Source organism: Martelella sp. NC20, assembly GCF_013459645.1.
Classification (GTDB): domain Bacteria; phylum Pseudomonadota; class Alphaproteobacteria; order Rhizobiales; family Rhizobiaceae; genus Martelella.
In genome coordinates this window covers 241325-263340 of sequence record NZ_CP054863.1, presented here as the reverse complement: position 1 = coordinate 263340, position 22016 = coordinate 241325, and the positions used below count along the sequence as shown (strand labels likewise).

Genomic DNA, 22016 nt, shown 5'->3' with positions numbered 1-22016 from the left:
GAAACTATATCCCCTGTTTTGAGCTTGACATGGTTCTCTAGAATTTGAGGCTGGCATTCGCGGAAAAGGTCTGGCTGGTGAGATTGTCTCTGAGTTCCGCCTCGTAGCTTGCGCCGAAGGTAAAACGGTCCGACGCAATGGCATTGACAGAAACGCGGCCGATAAAGGCGTTGCGTCCGATATCCGCGCCGGATGCATCAAAGCCGCTGCCGAAGATGGCAAGGTTCGAGGACCGGTCCAGATCGCCGAAGTCATGGCGCCAGCCTGCGCTCAACACCGGCTCCAGCTTCAGCTCGTTGTCGAATGCAAAGCGATGCGAGGCGGACAAGGCCAGCGTGGTCTGCGTTTCGAAGAAGGTTTCATCCGGCAATGACAGCGCAAAAAGACTGCCCGTCTCGGTCATCGCATCGCGGTGGAAACCGCGATAGCCGAGCGTGGCGGATGGCGTCAGCGTCAGCGCCGCCATTTCGAAATCCTGAAAGGCACTAAATTCGGCAAAGCCGCCCATGCCGTGACCCGAGGCGTTGGCCATGGCGGCATAATTGCCGAGCGTGGTCAGCCGACTGGTTGAAAGGTCGCCATAGGAAAGCCCGCCGCGTACGGCCACGGTCGGGCCACCGGTTTCAAACGTGGCATAGGCTGCGGCTTGGTAGGTGCCGATATTGCCGTCGCCGTTCACATTTGCCGAGATGTCGGCATATTCATAGGAGCCCGCGACGCCGGCAATGGTCTGCCCGAAATGCCAGTCGATACCGAACGCACCATTATTGGCGTTGACGTCATAGCCGGAGATCGCGCCGGCGGAGCCTACATCCGTGTAGGCATGGTTGCCGCTGACCCAGACCTCACCAGCGCCATAGGGCGTCCCCGTCTCGGAGAGCCATCCGGTGGCAAGGCCCACCTGGCGCTCGCCGACGCGGTCGGCGAAGCGGCCGATGGCGCGGACGGCGCTGGTGCCTATCTCGGCATGGATCTGGCCGGTCAGCGACGAAAGCCCGCCGGCAAGCGCGTCGATGTCGGAGGCATAAAGCCTGTTGAAACTGTCATTATAGGCGGGATCGGGGCGCACGCCCGCCGCGGGCCGGCTTCTGTCGATCGCGGTGCCCAACGCCCTTTCGTTTTGCGTGGCGGAAACGCCGAATGCAGAAAGATCGGCATAGCGCTCCGGCGTGGCGGCCAGGGAAAGCGCATCCGCTGCGTAGAGCACGTCGAGCCGCGTGCCTGGAGCAAGGCCCGCATCCGGCTGGTCCAGGCTAGCGAAACTGCCCGTGACGCTGCCGTCGGCCACCTGAACAAAGGTGAAAAGTTCGCCGGGCATCGGCGTAAAGGCGTTGGTGGCGGCGCCGGAAATGCCGCGCAACCTTGGCTGAAGGGTGCCGTTGGCGGCGAAATCATTGGCCGCGCCGGTCACCAGAATGCGGTCATAATTGCCGGCGCCGTTCTCTGTCCCCGTGCCATCGACATCGATTTCCATGGTTGCCGTCGGCGCAAGGCTCACATTGCCGGCAATGGTCATCGTTCCAGGCGACTGGCCGGGCGCAAGCGTGCCCTCGACATCCACATCGGCCGCAACGCGCCCGGTACCGCCAAGCGTGCCGTTCCTGCCGACATGCAGTTCCGGCGTCGTCAGGGCGCCATCAACCGCCAGCAATCCGTCCTCGACGCCCGCGCCTTGTCTGAAGGCTGCGGCGTTGAGGATCGAAAGCGTGCCGCCGCCCTGCTTCTCAAGGCTTCCATCGCTCATAAACGAGACGATCCAGGTCGTGTCGGAGCCGTCCGCGCCAACCGTGTAGACGCCTTCGCCGGTCATGCCGACCGGGCCGACCGAAAGCGCGCGGTCAAGCCGCACCAGCCCCCAACCATAGACAGCGTCAATCCCCGCAGCGCCGAGATCCTCGGCGGTCATGAACAGGATTTCGACGATTTCCGCCGGGGTGAAGCTCGGATAGGCCTCGGTCAGGACGGCAACGGCGCCGGACACATTCGGAGCTGCCATCGAAGTGCCTGAGTAGGAATCATAGCCACTGGGGACCAGATCTTCAGGGACGGTCGAATAAATACCGCTATCCGCTCCCGATGGCTGATCCCCGCCCGGCGCGGCAATACACCACTCTTTTGCAACGCCGCATCTGTTGGAATAGCTGGAGATCTGATTATAAGCATCGAGCGCGACGACGACGACAATTCGACCGCGGGCAATGCCATCTTGTTTTTCTGCAGCCGCCAGTACTTCGGCGGAAGTGAAGCTGAGGTCAAGCCCGGTGCCATGATCATCATAGACCAGACTGCCCGAGGAGTTCGTAGCCGCTTCATTTTTCGGCTGAATGAAGGGGAAAAGGCCACTGCTGAAAGGATTTTCCGCAAGAACTGGAGCCTCAAGAAATTCGTTGCCTGCAGACATGACGATCACCTGACCGGCATCAAGGCTTTGCCTCATGGCTTCGGCGTCAGCCATGAACTGAGCTTGCTCCCTGACAGGTATATCCCAGGTTTTCTGATCCGGTTCAGCAGTGGAACCGAAACTGCCATTGATCACCTTCACATCCGAAAACTGCGACAGATATTCAAACCCTACAGTATCGGGAACGCGTGAACCGGTGATGGGCGCGCAGGTTCCATTCAACAGGGATGGCCCGCAATACTGCAAATCATCGATATCGAAATCCTCGCCGTTGACGAAGACTTCGCCATCGCCTCCCGGTATCGCTCCAACGGAGAGAATGGTTGCCTGAGAGGCAACCCCCTCCATGCCGAAACCGTTGCGACCTGCGCCAATAATCCCGGAGACATGGGTTCCGTGGCCATCGATATCATAGGGGTCGTCCGGACCTTGTTCGAAAGCGGCCTCAAACTGTTCCCGGGTCAGGTGCTCGCCCTCGACACTTGGGTCAAACCAGTGAAGGTAGCTTTTTGAACGAGGATCGACGCGACCATCAAATTCAGGGTGAACAGTCCCGTTGGGGCTAATGGCAATGCCTGTGTCAATAACGCCGACGACGACACCCTTTCCGGTAAAACCTTTCTCAAGCGCAGCATCGACATGCATGGCATCGAGCGAATAGTTGCGTTGATATTCACTGAGCGTATCTTTCGGAATGTTGGGATTGCCCCCGGGGTAAGGCGTGGCGCGCGCGGCTGGGGAGGATGCCAGAGGTTGCGTCCGGACCGTTCCGGACACCGACGCCTCGGGAAACAGGCTTGCGATGTGGCGGCCGGATGCTACTGCCTTGGAAATTGATGCGGCGAGATCGGGCCGGAGCCTTCGCGCCTCCGCTTCGATCAGGTCGGCGCGCTCAGGCGTCAGCCGCGCGTTCTCGACGATACTGGCAAGAAGCGATTTGCGACCAAAGGCTGTTGCCTCCTGCAGCGCCGCCCTTACCGCCACCGACGATTGATCGGCAACGGCCTCGCTCTCTTCGGCAGGTCTCGTCGGAAGATCGTCGGCGTGCGCGCCGGTCGCCAGCAGGGTCGAGGTCAGCAGCGCCGAGACGGCGATAGGCCCGAACCGGCCGGAGAAACGGGGGCGAGGAAAGGCAGGAGTTATGGGCATATGCATGTCCAATCATGACCGGTCACAAACGCGTTTCGACGCATCAAGGCGACAAGCGGTGCTGACCAGGCTGAAAAACCGACCTGCGTCCGCTCCGTCCCCCTACGCGAAACAGAACGCTCCGGTCATCTCACAGAAATGTTTGCTCAGTATTTGAAACGGCGATTTTCTTGACTTTTCGCAAGTTTCCACCGTCGGTGTCGTGGACGCGTCATCCGCCCTGGCCGCAGAAAATGCACCAGATTATCGCCGCCGCGCCGGGCTTAGGCCGGATTGGATACGCCGGATCTGATGCTCTCGCTGACGACATCGTCGCCAAAGGCCGCGGAGAAAGCGGCAATCGGCGCGTCCATGATGTTTCGGCGGTGCTCGAGTTTCTTGAAGCGGCGGCCGAAGACATTGTAGAGCAGTTGAAGCATGTGCGCCGCGATGGCCGATGTCAGCTCGGCGCCCGCGACCGTCCGGCTCATATGGCCCTCGTTCAGTTCGGGCGCGAGCAGCAGACCCAGGCGGGCATGCGCGAGCGGCGCTATCATGCGCAGACGCTCGGCAAGCGCCTGCAACGCGTCCAGCCTGTTTCCGGCGCGCAGTGCACCAGCCTTCAGCAGCATCAGATAGATGAAGAACTCCGTGCCCGGCTCGGCGAGTTCCAACGCCTCGTCGTAGAGCTGGCACGCGGCATCGATGTCCCCTTCGATCGCCGCGATTTCTCCCCGCAAGGCCGCCGCGGTGGCAAAGGCAGAACCATGTCGGAGAGCCTGATCCACCAGACTTTCGGCGAGCTCCGTATGTTCATTGTTGACGAACAGAAGCAGCTTGGCGACGGCCAGTCCCATCTCGGGCATCTGCGGCAACTCGCCCAGAACGGACAGGCTTGTCTCTTCAATCTCCCGCTCGATGGCCTGCCATTCATGCCGGGAAAGCCACTGATCCGGTTCACTCATGCTCTGCAGCAGGCGGGCATAGAGATTGAGCGCCCACATCACGCTCAGACGTTGGTCATGCGGACTTTCTGCCATGGCGCGCTCGAGCATGCGCGCATTGTCCCGCCAGCTGACCTTGGCGGGGTTGCCGCTGAGCGTGAGCGCCGCGTCATGCTGGCGGATCCATGGCGGCAAGTCATCGGGCAAACCACCGCTTGGCGGCGGCAGGGCGAGATGCGACCAGATGGCCTGCATGATGTCCTCGACGCCGAGTTCATTGCTGCCTGCGCGATGATCGACCCGTTTCATGCCGATAAACTGACCGGCATGCCTTAGAAGAAGCGCGGCGTGAAGAACCTCGTCATGAAGATGAAAGACCACCTCGATGCTGAAATGCCGCGTTTCGACCCTGTGGGACCCCTCGACAATCACCGTCCTGTCGGAACCGAGACCTGCCTGAAACGCCTGATGAAGCTGAGCGAGATAGCGCGCCGCCTCCGCGCCGCCCCGCTTCAGGCCGCGGATGGGTCCGATGATCAAAAACGCGTCCGGATTCTCTGCATTCACCGACGTGTGCGGCGCAATCCAGACATAGCCTTCGCCATACTGCGTTCGGATGAAGCGGGGCGTGCGCGGTGCGTCCTGAAGCTTGCGCCGGAGCTGGTTGATCAGGAAATCGACATGACGGTCGCTAACGGCGTCGCTTTGTCCGCCTAAAACAGAGAGCAGATCGCTGCGGCTGAGCAGGCGTTCGGTATTGGCCGTAAAGTGTTGCAGCAGAATTCTTTCCTGCCGTGTGAAGGTCAGTCGCGTACCGTCTCCATCGCGGTCAGCCGTCAGAAAATCCTCTGAAAATTCAATATCAAGATACCGCATGCACCGACCCTATGGTCTGGTCGGTTTATGGTAAAGCAAGCTATGCGGGAGGGGTCATCCTTCTAGCCGCTAAACGTGCTTTATCCCTCTTTGCAGATTGCAGGCGCGCCACGGCTAGCCCGTCTTATTCATGATCTGTCAGGTATTCTGGACATCAATCGCGGGACATGGGGCGTCGTTGTGTCTGTTTCACCTAGGTTGATCTGGGAGTTGGTGGCACGCGTTTGATATTAAAGGGTTTGGGTTCTGCGGGCATCGCCGCCCCTGCCTCCATGGCGCGCCCGGTTGCAAGGCGCCGGCGAGATGGCGGAAGAGCTCGGACTCGGGGCATGCGGCGGTGAAGGCCACGCGGACGCGCGAGGCGGTCTCGGTGACGCGGGCGCCGAGCTTGAGGAGGCGCAGCCTGAGCGTGGCGAACTCGGCCTTGCGCAGGCAATCGGTTGCGGGCACGGCGTCGCGCAGTGTCAGCATCAGCCAGTAGGCGGCGGTGTGCAGGGTGAGCAGTAGGAGGTGCGGTCGGAGGCAAGCTGGCTCTTGTGCATCTTGATCAGGTTCTCGGCCTGACTGCGGGCGCAGTAGAGAACGTCGTAGATGTGCCCGGCGGAGCCTTCACCGAGATTGGTGACGGCAAAGCGGATGCCAAGGCCCATCGTGGTCGCCTCGATGCGCGCGCAGACGCGGCGCTCCACCTTCCAGGATTTCGCCCTGTACCAGGTTGCGGCATAGTCGCTCAGCACCGGTTTCTCTTCAAGGGCGCGGCGGGTGCGGGTATCGTCGGCGGTCGCCTCGATGCGGGTTGTCGGCGCGCGCCGGATCATCCGGACGAGGCGGCGCAGATTACCACGGATTTCCTTGCCCGCCGGTGTCTTGCCGGGACGCAGGATCATGGCGCCGGGCCGGCCGGTGGCGGGGTGATAGATGTGGATCGGCAGGAATGGGTATTGAAGAGCGAGAGCTGCTGATGGCCGTGAACGACATCCACCGTTTCGTCGATGTCGAGGGTGACAGTTTCTAGCGCGTGGCATGGTTCGACAGCCACAGATCGACCAGAACCCGACCCAGGCAGCCGCTCGGTGACGGCCAGAAGCATGAAGCCGCCGTCCGAGGTGATGCGGCCGCCATCGAACGCGGCTGTGATCTTCTTGGCGCACACGGCTGGAAAAGCAGCCGGCGGCAACGTATTGTCGGTCATGGTGGGTGTGGGTCACGAGATGAGGTGAAGGGATTGGTATGGACAGCCGAACCTTACGCCAAATCGATCGCTGAAGCTGCATCCGCCAGCCTTTTCAAGCCGCGTCGTGAACAAGACGGGTTAGGGCCCTTCGTCGTTCGGCGCTTTGCCGGCGTTCTCCTTGGTCGCAACGTCTGCGATCGGCCTGGGTTCGTTGTAATCGCCCTTGGCGAGATAGACGGTGGAGGTGGGATAGGCAAAACCGGAACCGTGGCGCTCGACGATGTCGCGAATCGAAAGCAGCAATTGCTCCTGCACCTCCAGGAAGACGTTCATGTCGGTAGCCGAGATATTGGCGTAGATATCGATCAGCACGGCCGAATCGCCATATTCCACGAGCCGGACACGCCTCGGCGATTCGAGCACGGTTTCGTAGGATGCGAGAAGCGTCCGGATATCCTCCATGACCTTGTACAGCGTGTCGGCGTCAGTCTCGTATCGAAGGCCGATTTTGTGCCTGAACAGGAAAACGTCGCGTCGGCTGTAATTGGTGATCTTGCGCTTCACCAGATCGGCATTGGCGACGATGATGAGGGTGCGGTCGGGCGCGCGGATGCGCGTCGAACGGATGCCGATTTCCTCCACCGTGCCAGCGGTATCGTCGAACTGGAAGAAGTCGCCGACCCGCACGATCCGGTCGGCGTAGAGCAGCACGCCGCTGATGAAGTTTTCAAGCGTCGGCTGGGCGGCGAGCGCGATTGCCAGGCCGCCGACGCCGAGACCGGCGACGACGCCGTAGATCGGAATGCCGATCTGGGTCGCGCCATAGCCGAGCACGATGATCGCCACGATGAAGGACATCACCTGGAATCCGGTGCGCAGCAGGCTGGCATCCAGCGAGGCATTGCTGACGGCGGGATTGCGGATGGTCCACATATAGAGCGTCTGCAGAAGCTGATAGGTGAACCAGGCCGTGGCCGTCCATATCAGGGCGCTCAGGGCAGTGGTGGTGAAATGGAGCAGATCGCCGGTGATGTTGATTTGCTCCTCGATCAGGAAGCGGATGAGGTTTGCCGCAGCGATGATCAGCAGGGGCGTGACAACGCGACGCATCTGGCGTCTGGCGGGATCCAGCGGAACCGCGCGTCGCGTATTCCAGCGGCTGAACCAGACCAGTGCGACCACCGACACGACGGCGATGATCGCCAACCCGATCCATTGCCAATAGGCCTGATTGCCGAATTCATAACGCAGCCAATAGGGGCCATCGAGAATAAGCTCATACCAGCGTGCCGCGACCAAGCTGCCCGGCGTGTAGATGTAATACTGGTAGAGGTCTTCGCCGAGGTCGGCGATCATCGGCAGGGCCTTGACCTCCTCGTAATCGTCGTCGATCTGGTGGATTGTGCTCTGGGTGAAAAGATATTCGCCCTCCCGCGGGCCGTCCCTTTGCCGCTCGATGGTCAGGCTGGTGGCGGGAATGATCCATTTTGCCGGCAGCGCTTGTGCGTCCGAATCCGACAGCGCGAACGCGCCCGCGGCAAGGCCCGGTATTTCCTCCACCGGCGGCAGATAGATCCGGTCGAATATCTCCTGGAGCTGCAGCACCGTCTCGATGCTCGCGCGCTGCCGGGAAGCGGCCGGTATCGCCGAGAGATCGAATGTCCGCGCCGCCTTCTCCAGAAGCGACTGTACCAGAACGAGCTGATCGTGCTGGGCTTTGGTCATAAAGAAGGTGTCGCCGTCGAAATAGCTGTCGCGCACCTCGAGCCAGAGTTCGCTGGCCGTCTGCATGATCACCAGGAAACTTTCGAGCGTTGCGCGCGGGCTGCGCGTGTCGGGCGGCGATATCGGGTTCGTTACCAGCCGTTCGTAACGCGCCTTTAGGCCGGCATTTCCCTGAGCATCCTGGAAGATTTCCTGCACCAGCTCGGTGGAGGTTTTTTCGTCGTCAGTTTCCTGGGCGGCTGCGGGCGTGAGCTGAAGACATGCCGCCGTCAAAAGGGCGAAAACGAACCACGCCGCAAAAAATCTGGCGGAATTGAAGATGGTCGGCATCGGTCCCCTCCATTGCGAGGCGCCGGCGTTTCGACCCCAAATTCGGACTTCGTGACTCTACCCGATTCGCGCGGTCTTTTAACCTGCCTTCTTCATGATCTGTCAGGTTTTCTGGACATAAATCGCGGGACATGGGGCGTCGTTGTGTCTGTTTCACCCCGGTTGATCTGGAAATTGGTGGCACGCGTTTGATGTTGAAGGGTTTGGGTTTTGCGGCGTATCGGCGCCCCGGACTTCATGGCGCACCCGGTTTCAGGCGTCGGCGGATTTCCCTCAGAGTATACAGACGCGCTTGCCTGTCGATTTAATGCAAAGTGAGCAGGCATGTCGCCCAGATCATGCGGCGCTCAGTATCGATAATGGTCGCATGCGGGCCTGCGGAACCCCGCGCGCCGTCGTCACCCTCGACATGCTGCGCGCCGTCTTCCGATCGAAGCCTCCCATAGAGAAATGTTCCATGGATTATGACCATGTGATTGTCGATGGAACATCGATTGCATGAGAAGCAAGAACCTGGCTGACGAGTTTGCAAAGCTAAGGAGCGGGTCAGCGGCGTTCCTTTGGAAGCGCTTCGTGCGCTTGTCGGCCGGGAACGCGGCAATAAAGGAGCCTTACCCGCCGAACATCGGATTGCAAGGTCAAGGCCATCATCCTTGCCGCGCAGAAGGTGCTGATCCCGGATATCTGCTTCCTGTGTCAAAACTGCATCGCGGCACATTTTCGCGCCTTCCGAGCAATAAATCGTCTTGCGGTAGCTGTGAGCAATTTAGTAAGCTGTGGTTAACTTAAATTTTCTTTAAAATCTGAAGGGAGCGGCGATGGCGAGGGGTATCGATGCGGATGTTCTGGCGGAGCACCTCGGCGCGTCCCGGATCTATTATTTCGATATCGTCCACGACTATCCGGAGATCGGCGGCGTTGTCGAATTTTCGAAAATCCTCTATCGCGAACTGAAGAACAGTTATGGCCCCGAACTCGTGTCGGTCCGATCGCTTGCCGACGAACTTCGCCTTCCCGATGCCCGCTTGTCCTATCTTTATCGCGAGCGCCTTGCGGCCGAGCGCCTGGCCGAGCGTGATCCGGACGCGGTGTTCTTCTACCCGAACTTCCAGTCTCCGATCCCGGGGCGCGCACGAGCCGGCGGGCCGCGGGTCGTCAACGTGATCCACGATGTTCAGTTTGCCTATCTTCCCTCGCTTTTCAACGAGTCTGTAAGGCAAGAGCTGTTCGAAACCTTTACCGAGGCTCGCGACAATGCCGATGAGATCATCTTCATCAGCGAGGCCGCGCGCTCTCAGTTTCTGGAAAAGATTGGTACGCCGCGCAGCGGGCGGGTTATCTATAATCCCGTTGCAGTGCGGAAAATACGACCTCTTGTGGCGCCCGGTACGCATCGTTATCTGCTGGCGCCAATTCATCACCATCCGCACAAGAACTTTTCCGGCCTGCTGAATTTTTTCGCGGAACTTGCCTCACGCGACCAGTCGATCGAGCTCGTGATGACTGGTCAAGGAGACGCGCGGGTGATGGCGCTTGCCCGAAGCCTTCCTGCTGAGATACGTAATCGGGTGCGCCATCTCGGCTATGTCGAACGCCGGCAGCTCGACGCGCTCTATGGCGGCGCTGCGGCTTTCGTCAGCCTCTCGCGCTTCGAGGGCTTCAACATGTCGGCGGCAGAGGCGGCGCTTCATGGCGTTCCGCTGCTGCTGTCGGACCTGCCGGTGCACCGGGAGCTCTATTCCAGAGAGGCCTGCTTTCTCGATCCCGATCGTCCGTCCGTGGACAGTGCTCTGGACTACCTGCGAAGGCGCGCCGACGAGCCGGCGCCCATCTGGCGTTTCGAGCAGGCCTGCCGTCCTGTATGCGCGGGGAAGGCCTATGCGGCAGCACTTCGGGCGTTTCCGGAGGCAAGGGCCAGTGCGGCGCGACACTTTACACGACGACAGCCTGTCGCGAGAATGCAATTCGTGTCGGCGACCACGCGGCTTCTCGCCTGCACGATGATGGCCGGGGTAACCATGGGCCCCCTGATGCTGGCGGCTCCCTCAGCCCACGCCGATGGCGGAGCGGGCGGAGGCATGGTGTCTCGCAGCCCAAATCCCAGTCCTCCTCCCAATTTCGTCCTTAAGCTTATGCCGGGATTTTCGGGGGGAGCCGGGTACACAGGCGAGAGTGGCGGAAGCGCCGCGTCCGGTGATAGTCTTTCGGTCTATTACGGTGGCGGCGGTGGTGGCGCAGGCGGCGGCCAGGGCGGAGAAGGCGGCAATACGGCCTGCAGGCCAGAGATTTGTATCGGCTATACCAGGCCTGCCGGCGGGGCTGGCGGCACAGCAATACATATGGACGGCGAAGATGGCGAGAACGTCGGCAATAGGGCCGGCTCCGGCGGTGGCGGCGGCGGGGGTGGCGGCCTTCATGGCAACGGCTTTTCGGGCGTTCTTACCAACACGGATCTGCGTGGAGGCAATGGCGGCAATGGCGGCGATGGCCCGACCGGCGGCGGGCCGGGCACTGCGGGCGGCGGCGGCGCGGGCGGCTACGGCGCGCTGATAACGGCGACGGGGGCGATGAACAATTCCGCCCGGATCACCGGCGGCAATGGCGGCGCAGGCGGCGATACCGTCACTTCGTCCTCGCAAGGCGGGTTCGGCGGCAATGGCGGTGCGGCCGGCATCGCTCCGCCGACCTCGGGCGCGATGGCCGAAATCGACAACACCGCCGGCAATGGCGCTGGCGGCGTCGGCGTTGCAGGCATCGGCCTCACGCTCATCAACGGCGGCACGATCACGGGCGGCATGTCCGGCGACGGCCTGACGCAGGCAAACGCCGTGACCTTCCAAGGCGGTGACAACACCCTTACCTTCCTCAACGCCACATCCGGGCTCAATGGCAATATCGCGCTCGAGAACGAGGCCGTGCTGACCTTTGATCAGCCGACCGATGCCACGCTCGACAACCTGATCGTGGGAACCGGCATGCTGCGCAAGCAGGGCGCTGGCACATTGACCATGGCCGGGAATAACAGCGCCTTTTCCGGGGCCATGAGCGTTTCCGGCGGACGGCTTGCCATCAGCGGCGCTCTCGGTGGGGCCGTCAATGTCCTCGATGGCGGAACGCTTGCGGGCACCGGCACGACTGGTACGGTGACGGTTCTGGCCGGCGGCGTGCTGGCGCCCGGCAACGCCATCGGCGCGCTGACGGTCGCCGGTGATGTGACCCTCGCGCCGGGCGGCATCCTCGAGGCGGAACTGGCTGCTGACGGCTCTGCCGACCTTCTTTCCGCGAGCGGAACGGTCACGGTTGGCGGCGCAGAACTTCAGCTTGTGCTGGTCGATACCGATGCTGATTACCGCGATGGGCAAACTTATACGCTCATCGCGGCCTCCGGCATTGACGGCAGCTTCGCCACCGTCACTACGACGTCGATCTTCCTCAATGGAACGGTGAACTATCTCGCCGACAGCGTAACCGTTGAAGTCAAGGCCATGCCGCGCGCGCTCGTGACCGCGGCCGAGACGCCGAACCAGCGGTCAACGGCCGCCGCGCTTGACAGCCTGCCGGCCACGGAACCTTCACTGGGCCTCTACGATGCGCTGCTTCTCCTGCCTTCCGAGGATGCGGCTCGTTCTGCCTTTGATGCGCTTTCGGGCGTGATTAACGCCACATCGCAGTCCGCCTTTGTCACCGGCAGCGCCCTGATGCGCAACGGCCTGACCGACCGCATGCGCAACGCGCAGGGCGGCGTCGGCGCGACTTCAAACAATGCTGGCACGGCGACGCAATACGCCGAAGAGCCCGCGGCAGGCGCTGCATTCGACGCGCTCGCTCCGGCAGAGGCTGGTGGCGGACCGACCTTCTGGCTTTCCGGCGACGGCAACTGGACGGATGCCGATGGCAACGGCAATGCCGCAGGCTATACCGGTTCCGCGGGCGGCGTGTTGGCCGGCGTCGATTTCATGTTTGGCGATGGTTTCCTCGTGGGCGTTGCTGGCGGCTACGGCGCGAGCGAAATCACCGTTTCTGGCGGCGGCGGGAAGGCCGACAGCAACAACTGGAGCCTTGCCCTATACGGCGCGGGCGGCTGGGGCGACTTTGCGCTTCGTGGCGGGCTTGGCTACACTTGGCACGATGTTTCAAGCACCCGCACGGTAGCGTTTACCGGCTTCGCCAATACACTCACGGCTGACTACGACGCCGCCACCTTCCAGGCCTTCGGCGAGGCAGCCTACCGCTTCGAAACGGGGTTCGCAGCCTTTGAGCCGTTTGCCGGGCTGTCCTATGTCGGGTTCCATCAGGATGGATTTGCCGAGACCGGCGGAGCGGCGGCGCTCTCTGTCAGCGCCGCCGATATGGACACGACCTTCACCACGATCGGCGCGCGGGCGGAACGGGATTTCGCGCTTGGCAGCACCAAAGCGACGCTTTCCGGCACTCTCGGCTGGCAGCATGCTTTCGGCGACATCACTCCGCTAGCCGCCATGGCCTTTTCAGGCAGCGACAGTTTCTCAGTCGCCGGCACGCCGATTGCCCGCAATACAGCGGTCGTCGAGGCGGGGTTGAGCCTGAAATTGGCGCCGCATGCCGAATTCGGCATCGGCTATGCCGGCCAGTTCGGCGACGGCGTCACGCAGAATGGCGTTCGCGCCGGGCTGAAGGTTCGGTTCTAGAGGAGCTTCGCAGCAAGGCTGTTTCGCATGACCACAAAAGTGCGAGAGAGCAAATGACAAAGCGCCTCGGCTGTGGATTTCCATTTAGAGTAGCCGTCTTGGTCAAGCGTGCTTTGGCACCCCTTTCCTGTCCTGTCGGAATGGTTGGCAAGTGCAACCAGCTTTTGCACGATGGCTGTTTTCAAAACAATCGTAAGTGGACCAAGATGTTGGGTTGTCTCAGATGGATGCTCAGGAATCAACGAAAGTCCGAGTCGATTTTTTTGTAGGATCATGGGACACGGGCTGCCCGGGCTGGAACGTGGATGTTCTCACACCCTCAGTCGTCGGGTTCCGCTTCAACCGACCTTCGGGATATCTTTTGCCTTGCCCAAAGCCACATATCTTTGCCGCTGAGAAACAGCGGAATCTGGGCTTGAGCATCGGGTTGATCAACGACCAGTCCAACCTCGGAAACGCTGCCGTGCTGGTTTACCTCGCGCACCACAAGATCGAGGCCGCCGCATCCGACCCGATCACCGACTTCGACGCCACCGCCGAGCTTTTGCTTCATATAGTCGGCAATCGAAACGTCCTTCTGGTCATCCGGTATGGTCCTCAAACCATAGGCCTGTGCAAGTGCGCTCATCGTCTTCGACGGTTCCAGACTGAAACCTCCATAAAAATCGGCGTCATCTTGTGTAAGCTCTGCCGGGCTGGCAAACAGCTTGTCGAGAAGGTGAATATAAGAGGGCGGCACGAACATGTATACGAGATCGTGCTCCTGCAGCCTGCCGGCATACTGAAAGCGCATGGAGCGTCCATTGCGAACGACGAGAGAGGGCCGCGCCCACCGTGGAAGACGCTCACCGCGCAGAACGGGGCTGTCTTTCACGACTCTGTAGACGATCAGTTCGTGGCCAGCACCACCCGGCAATTCCAACCCCACACGTTCAACCGGCCCGATCCTTTTGGGAACAATCAGACCGAGCCAACGCGCCATGGGACGGATCGTCCAGCCCTGCACGAGGAGTGATGTCAGCACCACGATATAGGCGACGTTGAACAGCAGGTTGCCTTCTGGCAATCCCCCGGCGAGCGGTATGATACCAAGGAGAATGGAGACGGCGCCGCGCAAACCCACCCAGGAGACGAAAGCCGTTTCATTGCGTTTGTATCCGAACGGTAACAGACATATCCAGACGGCCAACGGCCGACAGACGAAAATCAGGGCCATAGCGGACGCGATCGCCGGAAGAGCGACGTCGAGGAACTGCGATGGCGTCGCAAAAAGCCCAAGAGTCAGGAACATGGCGATCTGTGCCATCCATGTTAGCCCCTCCATAAAGCGCCGCAGTCCCAACTGGCCGAGCATCTTGCTGTTTCCTGCGACCAACCCCGCCGCGTATACGGCGAGGAAGCCACTGCCGCCCACCATTCCGACAAAGCCGAAAAGGCAGATCGCGGCGGCAAGAATAGCAATGGGATAAAGCGCGCCTTCCAACGTTACCTTGTTGGCCACGGTGACGATCACATACCCCCCGATCATTCCCAGCAGCGCGCCAAGGCCCAGCTGCATTGCAAAGCCCAGTAGAACATCCCACCAAAGCGCCTGCGAAGACGTGCCGGCAAGAGCCAACTCGAGAAACGCCACGGTCAGGAAAATCGCCATCGGATCGTTGGAGCCCGATTCAACTTCCAGGGTGGATCGGACATTCTCCCGAATCGTTATGCGGCCCACTCTCAGCAGAAAGAATACAGCCGCAGCATCCGTCGAGGCCACGATCGCACCAAGAAGCAAAGACTCTTGCCAGGACAAGCCAAAAATCAGATGTGTGACCAGTCCCATCGACCCTGCAGTCAGGGCTACACCTATGGTGGCAAGCGAAATAGAGGGCATCGCAGCACGCCGGAAGGAGTGCAGTTTCGTCTCGAAACCGGAGTCGAAGAGGATAATCGCAAGCGCGAGGCTTCCGATAAAATAGGCTGAACTGGCGTCGTTATAGGTAATGCCCAGCCCATCTTCACCGGCTATCAGCCCGATCCCAAGAAAAACCAACAGCAAGGGTGCTCCAAACCGGAAAGCCAGCACGCTCGTCAGCACGGATAGCAGCACAAGAGCCGCGGCCACCAGTGAAATGGGAAAGATCATATCAAGCATTTGGGCGTAGCAAGGTCCTTCCAGTTCTACTCATTCACACAGGAGACGCAGTTCAGAAGTCGGATGAACATTGGTCGGTTATGGCAGAAATGCCAACTTCCGAAAGCTGCAGGTTACAGGATTGATCGTCTTCTGTTATTGCTGGATTTTCACTGCCAGCGCAAGCATGAGATTGTCCCGCTTTCTGGTCGGCCCGCCGGCCGCCTTGCTACTCTCGGTGGATACAAATGCCGGCTCATGCAAGTATCCGCGAACACCGCATTGGTCGACTGAACCTATCCAACGCTATGACAAGGTGTACCGGATGCCTACCTCGAAGAGAGAACCGTGACGCTGGTTTGTGACGCCTTACGCGAGCAATGTGACAACCGCGATCAGAGTACGTCCCAGGACGTTACCTGCTGCATAGGCTTTCGAAATTGCGGCTACCAATTGAAAAGCGCTGCAACGACCAGATGCCATTGCCAGGCTCTTTGAGCGAGGGTATCTGTCATTTTCGGATTTTTTTGGAAGGGTACATTTGCTCCGATTGATGGTCAAACATGACTAAGTTGTACGTCACAGGAAAAGCAATTGCTCTGCTTCTTGCGTTTCTGACAGCGCTCCTGTCATGTGAGTTGAGCCTGGGGCAGATGAGCCATCAGTGGGGCGTTGCCGGAGTCAATTCTATCTCTCCGGACCGGGCAGCCATTGTCGAAGCAAGTCTCCTGTCCGAGATAGTTCTGCGCCCGCAGGATAGTCCTAGGTTCAACAGAGTTGATGACCCTGGAAAGTGGCCCGGCGGACGGACCGCCCATATTCGACCGCCTCTTCTTCATTTGTTGTTTCTGCTGTTCTGCCCCGTTACGCTGACGGGGCTTTGGTTCGTGCAGAATGGCGCCGCCTATCAACCGCGTGCTCCTCCCTTCGGTCGTAACAAGTTGCGCTAGTGGATTGATCGGATCAAAGGAGTCCGTTGGTTGATTCCCAACCGCTTTGAGATGTGCGAGTCTGCGGCATGCGCAGCAACATTTCCTTTACGGTATCTCCCGACGACCGGCAGCGATTGAGCGCCATCGTCGCGGCCCCGAACAGCCCACAGAAGCACGTCTGGCGGGCACGTATCATCCTTCTGAGCGACGATGGTCTGGGCACCTCGGCGATCATGGCCGAGACCGGCAAGTCGAAAACCTGTGTGTGGCGCTGGCAGGAGCGGTTCATGCATGAGGGCGTCGACGGCCTGCTTCATGACCGGTCCCGGCCACCCGGCAAGGCGCCGGTCCCGCCGGAGCGTGTTGCCGAGATCGTCCGCTTGACGCAGGAACCGCCGCCGCACGAGGCAACACACTGGACGCTGCGCGCCATGGCCAGGGTCGCCGGCATCGCGGCCTCGACGGTTCAGGCGATCTGGAAGGCTCACGGTCTCAGCCCGCATCGCTGGAGGCAGTTCAAACTCTCCAACGATCCAGCCTTCGCCGAAAAGCTCACCGACATCGTTGGTCTTTATGTCGACCCGCCGGCCCATGCCGTGGTGCTGTCGGTTGACGAGAAATCACAGATACAGGCTCTCGACAGAACCCAGCCCGGACTGCCGATGAAGAAGGGCCGTGCCGGCACCATGACCCACGATTACAAGCGCCACGGCACCACCACTCTGTTTGCCGCGCTCAACGTGCTGGATGGCACGGTCATCGGCCAGAACATGCAGCGCCACCGCCATCAGGAGTTCATCCGCTTCCTCAACCGCATCGAGCGCGAGGTGCCGCAAGACAAGGCCATCCACGTCATCCTCGACAATTACGCCGTACACAAAAAGGACAAGGTCCGCGCCTGGCTCGCCCGCCATCCGCGCTGGACCTTCCACTTCACCCCGACATCCTGCTCCTGGCTCAACGCCGTCGAGGGCTTCTTCGCCAAACTCACACGGCGAAGGCTCAAATACGGGGTCTTCCATTCCGTCGTCGATCTGCAGGCCGCAATCAACCGTTTCGTGCGCGAATACAATGCTGACTGTCCCAAGCCATTTGTCTGGAAAGCCGATCCCGAGGACATCATCACCGCACGAAACCGAGGGTTCCAAACGTTGGAATCAAACCACTAGAAGCGGGACTATCGATCAACTTTCAGTATCGATAGTTCGCGATACTCACACGATACGGGAATTGAAACTATGCTGCTAAAGTTTTTCGCGGTAGCGTTTGCTGCCACGCGCGTTTTCTTACGCGTATTTGTAAGAATTGATTCAGAATCCGGACTATCTGTTCTGCCAGCGACTAGGTCAAAGCCTTTTCATCATATCGGGATGCAGATGTGATGGGATCGCGTAGAGAGTCTGATCCCATCAATACCTTAGCAGATGCTATCTGCGCCTCGCTTCTTATAACCGCTGAATTCGGAGCGCTTCTGTTCGGGATTGCTTATCTGATCTCCGATCAAGGTTGGCGACTATGGGCATATGGGGGAGCCGCCGTGATTGCATTGGCGTTTTTCATATGGTTCATATTTTGGAGCATCCGCGACTAAGAGTGAACTGTTAACGCGGACCTTGCCAGCGTGCCAAGCGCTGGCAATTGACATCTGGGGGCACTGCTAGAAATGAAATCGGCTTTTTTTTGATATTTAAACGGTAGGCGCGCACGCCGAGCAAAAAAGCCCGCCAAGAAACTGAAACCTTGAATAAGATGTAATGCTTATTTAACGAAGATCACGCGCAAATTGGAGAGCGGAATGCTTCGTAAACTTGCCGATGGGTTATTCTGGGGTTGCCTTTTGATTGCAGGCCTGATTGCGATTGTGACCGTGGTGACGCTGATCCAAATTTTTGATAGCGGCCGGCGCGGCGGCGTCGAAGCCCAGAGCATGATTCTGTTGATTATGCTCGCTGGACTCATCGCGGCGGCGGGATGGGGTATTCGCCACATCATTAAGGGCAATAGAATTTGAACCTTTGAGGCGTAGGGTGGTCGGCATTGGTATGTCAATCGGCGTTGTAAATTACAACGCAGATTGACAGTTTTTGAAAACGCTTCGCCTGAGCCGCTGGTAAAATTCCATTCTGTGCGGGTGCCATCGTCGTTCGCCGCGGGAGAGCTCTTCAGTCTGCGAAAGTAGGCGGTCAGAGCAGGGAAACTATTAACGCAAGTCAACATACTCAATGCTATCAGCCGTCAGGCCTTCGCTGAACTTCATCATTGATACTGTGCCATTTATAGTGATCTGACAGAAATCGGTGCAGTTCTCCAGAAGGTATTCCCGATCGGCGCGAGCGAGCTGTGCTATATCGATTTTGATCGAGTCGGTATTCGACCCTTCGCTGAAAAGGGTCGCAGTGCTGCTGCTGACCAGGAGACTTCCGGATAGCGACACTTTCTCTCCCACGATGGCACTCTTCGTAAAATTGAACTCAAGTAGTGACAGGTGCCGATACTCGGCAGCGTCCGGAAGCAGCCCGGAAACGGTGAGCGCAGCCTCTTCGACGGTCTCATCGGGATGACTGGAACACCTGCCGGCAACAGCCTGCCTGAACTGCTCACGCGTCTGGTTCTGCGGGCCTGCCAGTGTCGTTCTCCGGCTGGCTGCAAATACGCCATCAACGATGCCCTGTGACACCGCAAATTGATAACCAGCGCTCGCCTCACCGCCAATCTGCCCGCTCGCCTGCTCGTCAAGGTCATTCGCGAAGCTGGCGCATCTGTAGTCCTCGGCGAAGCTCGCACCCGCAAACAAAAATCCAGCGAAGGCAATAGCTGTGGAAACCCTGCTCATCTGTTGTTCTCCGTTCGAACAATGGAAGCATGTGTCGACGGTCGGAAAGCGCGCCCGTGGCCGGGAACCGGGGTCGAAACGGATCCGCACTATCAGGTGGTAGTCGGATCAAAGCTGATGCAGGTGGATCACCGACATCACATAAGCCAGGTTAGGCTGGCGACAATCGCGATCCTCGCCCGTGTCAAAAGTTCCCGGCCTGGACAGGATTGCGATCCCTCGGAGGCAGACCGCGACATGTGTAGATCAGAAAGGACTTCCCCCTGCGTCAGGGTTCACCTTGACGGGCGCGCTGCTGTCAAAGCCAGTGGAGGAATAAGATCCATTGACCGGCTTCGTCTGGTTGCCGTTGCAGGCGGTCAATCCTAGGAAAGCAACACCAAAAATTAAACACATCGCAGTTCTATACATTACACCATTACCTTGTTTGATTCGCATATCAGCAGTTCGGAATCTCGTCGGTCATTGGTGCTTGAGTTCCGCCCGCCGGGTCGCCGCTTTCCAGCGATAGCACCTGAATGGACCCACTGAAGTTGATAGGCTACGGGACGAAACCGGAGGAGACCGGTTCCGTCCCTGCTATTGTCAAGAATTTTTCAGAATTGGCCGGAGCCGGAGCCCTGATTTGTTCCCTCACCCGGGCTCGGCGGTGTTGTTGCGCCGCCGCCTGGATCGGCCGGAGCCATGCCCGGTTCCGCGGGAGCCGTCATGTCAGGGTTACTGTTTGCGTTGTCGCCTGCATTCTCGTCACCGCAAGCGGCAAGTCCCATGAGCATCAGCCCGGAAAAGGCCAGCGTGAGCAGTTTACGCATCGTTCAGTCCTCCTTCTGCTTTGTTCCGGCCACGGCGTTCCATATGCCATGACCGGTGCGGGGTTCCTCTTCTCTTGAATAGAGGTAGCCGTTATTGCAGCAACTGTTGCTGCCGCTGCTGAATTCTCTGCGCGAGCTCAGGGTCATTGTTGGCCACCTGAAGAATCGTGTTATAAGCCGTGATATCAAGGTCATTGGCCTGCAGCGCCGCCATCAGCTCTTCCTGCTGATTTTCCCTGATTTCCTGGACCTGAGCCTCGCTTTGCGCGCTGTTGAGCCGAGGCTCCCATTTGGCCAGGATTTGCTGAATTTCAATCGATGCCACGGCGAAGTTGTCGATCGCCTCTTGATCGATCGCGGACGAGCCCTGCGCGCCGGAAGGCGTCGGGGCTGGCGCAGGAGCTTGTTGTGCAAAGACGGCCGTGGAAGACATCGAGAATGCGGCAACGGCAATCATGGATGCGGCGAGTTTTCTCTGGAATGGGTAGGTCATGTCGTCCTTTCAATTTGCAACAACGATACCAGGCAGCATGTCGTCGCGGGTTGACTGATTTGCCATCATGGCGACACAACAGACGACGGCAGGCGATGATTGGTTCCATTCTTTTTTTGGGAACTTTTTTCTGTCCAGGCCCGTCAGTTGCTGTAGCGACTGAATGTCAGGATAAGAAATATGAGCGATGACCTGCGGTGGATGATCGAGAGGCAGATACCGCATCTGCGGCGATATGCTTTCGCATTGACCCGGGATCAGGACGAAGCCGACGATCTCGTTCAGGATACCCTGGAGCGCGCGTTGAGGAAGTGGCGCCTGTGGGGCCGCAAGGGACGTTTGCGATCCTGGCTGTTTCGGATTTTATATCGGACCTATATTGATCGCGTCCGAACGCAGAAACCCGGCTCGACGCCTTATGATCAGGAGGCGATCGACAGGGTCGCGGTCCAGTTGCCTGATCAGGAGGATCGGGTTGAATGCATCGGCATCGCAGAGGCACTCGACCGCCTCCCTGCCGACCAGCGCGTAATCATACTCCTCGTCGCTCTTGATGGAATGGCTTATGATGAGGTTGCCGAACTGTTGGATCTGCCTGTTGGCACCGTACGATCAAGGCTCTCCAGAGGGCGGGCCGCCCTGCGGGAAAACCGTTCCCGATCCCCGAAAACGACCTTGCTGAGGCGCGTGAAATGAATTCCAGATCAGACAGGATACAGGAACTCGATCTCTTGGCATTCGCTGATGGGTTGCTGGAAGACGACCCTGAACGGAAGGCCGCCGTCGAATCCTTCCTGGATTCCAATCCGACGGCGCGGGAATTCGTCGAGGAGGTGCGCCGGCAGAACGATCTTCTCCGGCAGGTCTGCCTCAACCATAAGGTGGAGCCGGTCCCTGCCCATCTGCGTGCAGCAGTCTGGAACAGGCAGGCCCGCACCGGCGCAAGTCTTGCCAGGGCAGCCTCGCTGGCCGCCGCACTGGCTGGCGCTGGTCTGCTCGGCTACTTCTATGATGAGTTCCGGCCTCATAGAGCGACGCTACCCACCGCGTTCATGAATGCCGTGACGTTGTCGGAAAATTCCATTTCCCCGCATCCGGTATCAACGGTGACGGCCCAGGCGGGGTCGCTTGAAAATCGGCTCTGGCTCGCATTTCCCGCTCCTGATCTCTCATCTGAAGGGTACCGGCTCGTGTCGCGAGTAGAGCCAACCACGCCGCAGGACGGCGTCGTTCGTCTGACTTATCAAGGTGCGAACGGGAAAACTCTGAAAATCTTCATGCAGCCTTCGCAAGACATGGTCAGAAGCCGAACCGAAGTTAACAAAAGTGGCGACACCATAGCGCATTTCATGAGCGTTGGCCCCATGACTGTCGCCTTGACCACCGATGCTGAAGATTTGGATGCGGATCGTATCGCCAATACGGTGGAGGCATCGATCCGAGGGCTGCACTTTACGAAGCCGGAATCAACAATCGCGGCCTCGGTTGATAAACCACTGGGCCCCGCCTCTTCTGATTTCGTGGCACCCACGGTTGAAAACTAGACGCGCTATAGGCATCGAAACCAAACGGGCTTCGCGCA

The 22016-nt window shown here is 59.4% G+C and carries 12 protein-coding genes and 1 pseudogene; 5 read left to right on the top strand and 8 right to left on the bottom strand.

Features of this window, described 5'->3' with window-relative positions:
- Positions 1–37 precede the first annotated feature (37 nt).
- The 4 genes and pseudogenes from HQ843_RS29150 to HQ843_RS29135 form a co-directional block, all read right to left on the bottom strand.
- Positions 38–3550 (bottom strand): S8 family serine peptidase, encoded by a 3513-nt coding sequence (locus tag HQ843_RS29150; RefSeq protein ID WP_246710496.1) that lies wholly within the window; start codon positions 3548–3550, stop codon positions 38–40.
- Between the two features lie 263 nt (positions 3551–3813).
- Entirely contained in the window at positions 3814–5349 is a 1536-nt protein-coding gene (locus HQ843_RS29145) for a winged helix-turn-helix domain-containing protein (RefSeq protein WP_180902471.1), read from the bottom strand.
- A 273-nt stretch (positions 5350–5622) separates the two neighbouring features.
- Positions 5623–6541: pseudogene (locus HQ843_RS29140) on the bottom strand (transposase); the annotation flags it as partial.
- 120 nt (positions 6542–6661) lie between these two features.
- Complete coding sequence (locus HQ843_RS29135) at positions 6662–8578, bottom strand: mechanosensitive ion channel family protein (protein WP_180902472.1); 1917 nt, start codon at positions 8576–8578, stop codon at positions 6662–6664.
- Between the two features lie 818 nt (positions 8579–9396).
- On the opposite strand from HQ843_RS29135, the gene HQ843_RS29840 reads away from it, so the two are divergent.
- Entirely contained in the window at positions 9397–13245 is a 3849-nt protein-coding gene (locus HQ843_RS29840; protein WP_180902473.1) for an autotransporter domain-containing protein, read from the top strand.
- A gap of 319 nt (positions 13246–13564) precedes the next feature.
- Here HQ843_RS29840 and HQ843_RS29125 read toward each other — a convergent pair whose 3' ends face one another.
- Positions 13565–15385, bottom strand: a complete 1821-nt coding sequence (locus tag HQ843_RS29125) for a potassium/proton antiporter (protein ID WP_180903578.1) — start codon at positions 15383–15385, stop codon at positions 13565–13567.
- A gap of 997 nt (positions 15386–16382) precedes the next feature.
- Here HQ843_RS29125 and HQ843_RS29120 point away from each other — a divergent pair.
- Both HQ843_RS29120 and HQ843_RS29115 read left to right on the top strand, forming a co-directional pair.
- Positions 16383–17465 (top strand): IS630 family transposase, encoded by a 1083-nt coding sequence (locus HQ843_RS29120; protein WP_180899062.1) that lies wholly within the window; start codon positions 16383–16385, stop codon positions 17463–17465.
- A 626-nt stretch (positions 17466–18091) separates the two neighbouring features.
- The gene (locus tag HQ843_RS29115) at positions 18092–18307 is read left to right on the top strand and encodes a hypothetical protein (RefSeq protein WP_180902474.1); all 216 of its coding nucleotides are present in this window, start codon (positions 18092–18094) and stop codon (positions 18305–18307) included.
- A gap of 189 nt (positions 18308–18496) precedes the next feature.
- Here the strand turns inward: HQ843_RS29115 and HQ843_RS29110 are convergent, their stop codons facing one another.
- From HQ843_RS29110 to HQ843_RS29100, 3 genes are all read right to left on the bottom strand, one after another.
- Entirely contained in the window at positions 18497–19129 is a 633-nt protein-coding gene (locus HQ843_RS29110) for a hypothetical protein (RefSeq protein WP_180902475.1), read from the bottom strand.
- A 596-nt stretch (positions 19130–19725) separates the two neighbouring features.
- Positions 19726–19941 carry a DcrB/PsbP domain-containing protein gene (locus HQ843_RS29105; protein WP_180902476.1) on the bottom strand — a complete coding sequence of 72 codons (216 nt, stop codon included), beginning with the start codon at positions 19939–19941 and terminating at the stop codon, positions 19726–19728.
- Between the two features lie 91 nt (positions 19942–20032).
- Positions 20033–20434, bottom strand: coding sequence for a DUF4168 domain-containing protein (locus HQ843_RS29100; protein WP_180902477.1), 402 nt, complete (start codon positions 20432–20434; stop codon positions 20033–20035).
- A 180-nt stretch (positions 20435–20614) separates the two neighbouring features.
- On the opposite strand from HQ843_RS29100, the gene HQ843_RS29095 reads away from it, so the two are divergent.
- Complete coding sequence (locus HQ843_RS29095) at positions 20615–21130, top strand: RNA polymerase sigma factor (protein WP_246710495.1); 516 nt, start codon at positions 20615–20617, stop codon at positions 21128–21130.
- Positions 21127–21978, top strand: a complete 852-nt coding sequence (locus HQ843_RS29090; RefSeq protein WP_180902478.1) for an anti-sigma factor family protein — start codon at positions 21127–21129, stop codon at positions 21976–21978. Before HQ843_RS29095 ends, HQ843_RS29090 begins: the two co-directional genes overlap by 4 nt.
- The last annotated feature ends 38 nt before the right edge of the window (positions 21979–22016 follow it).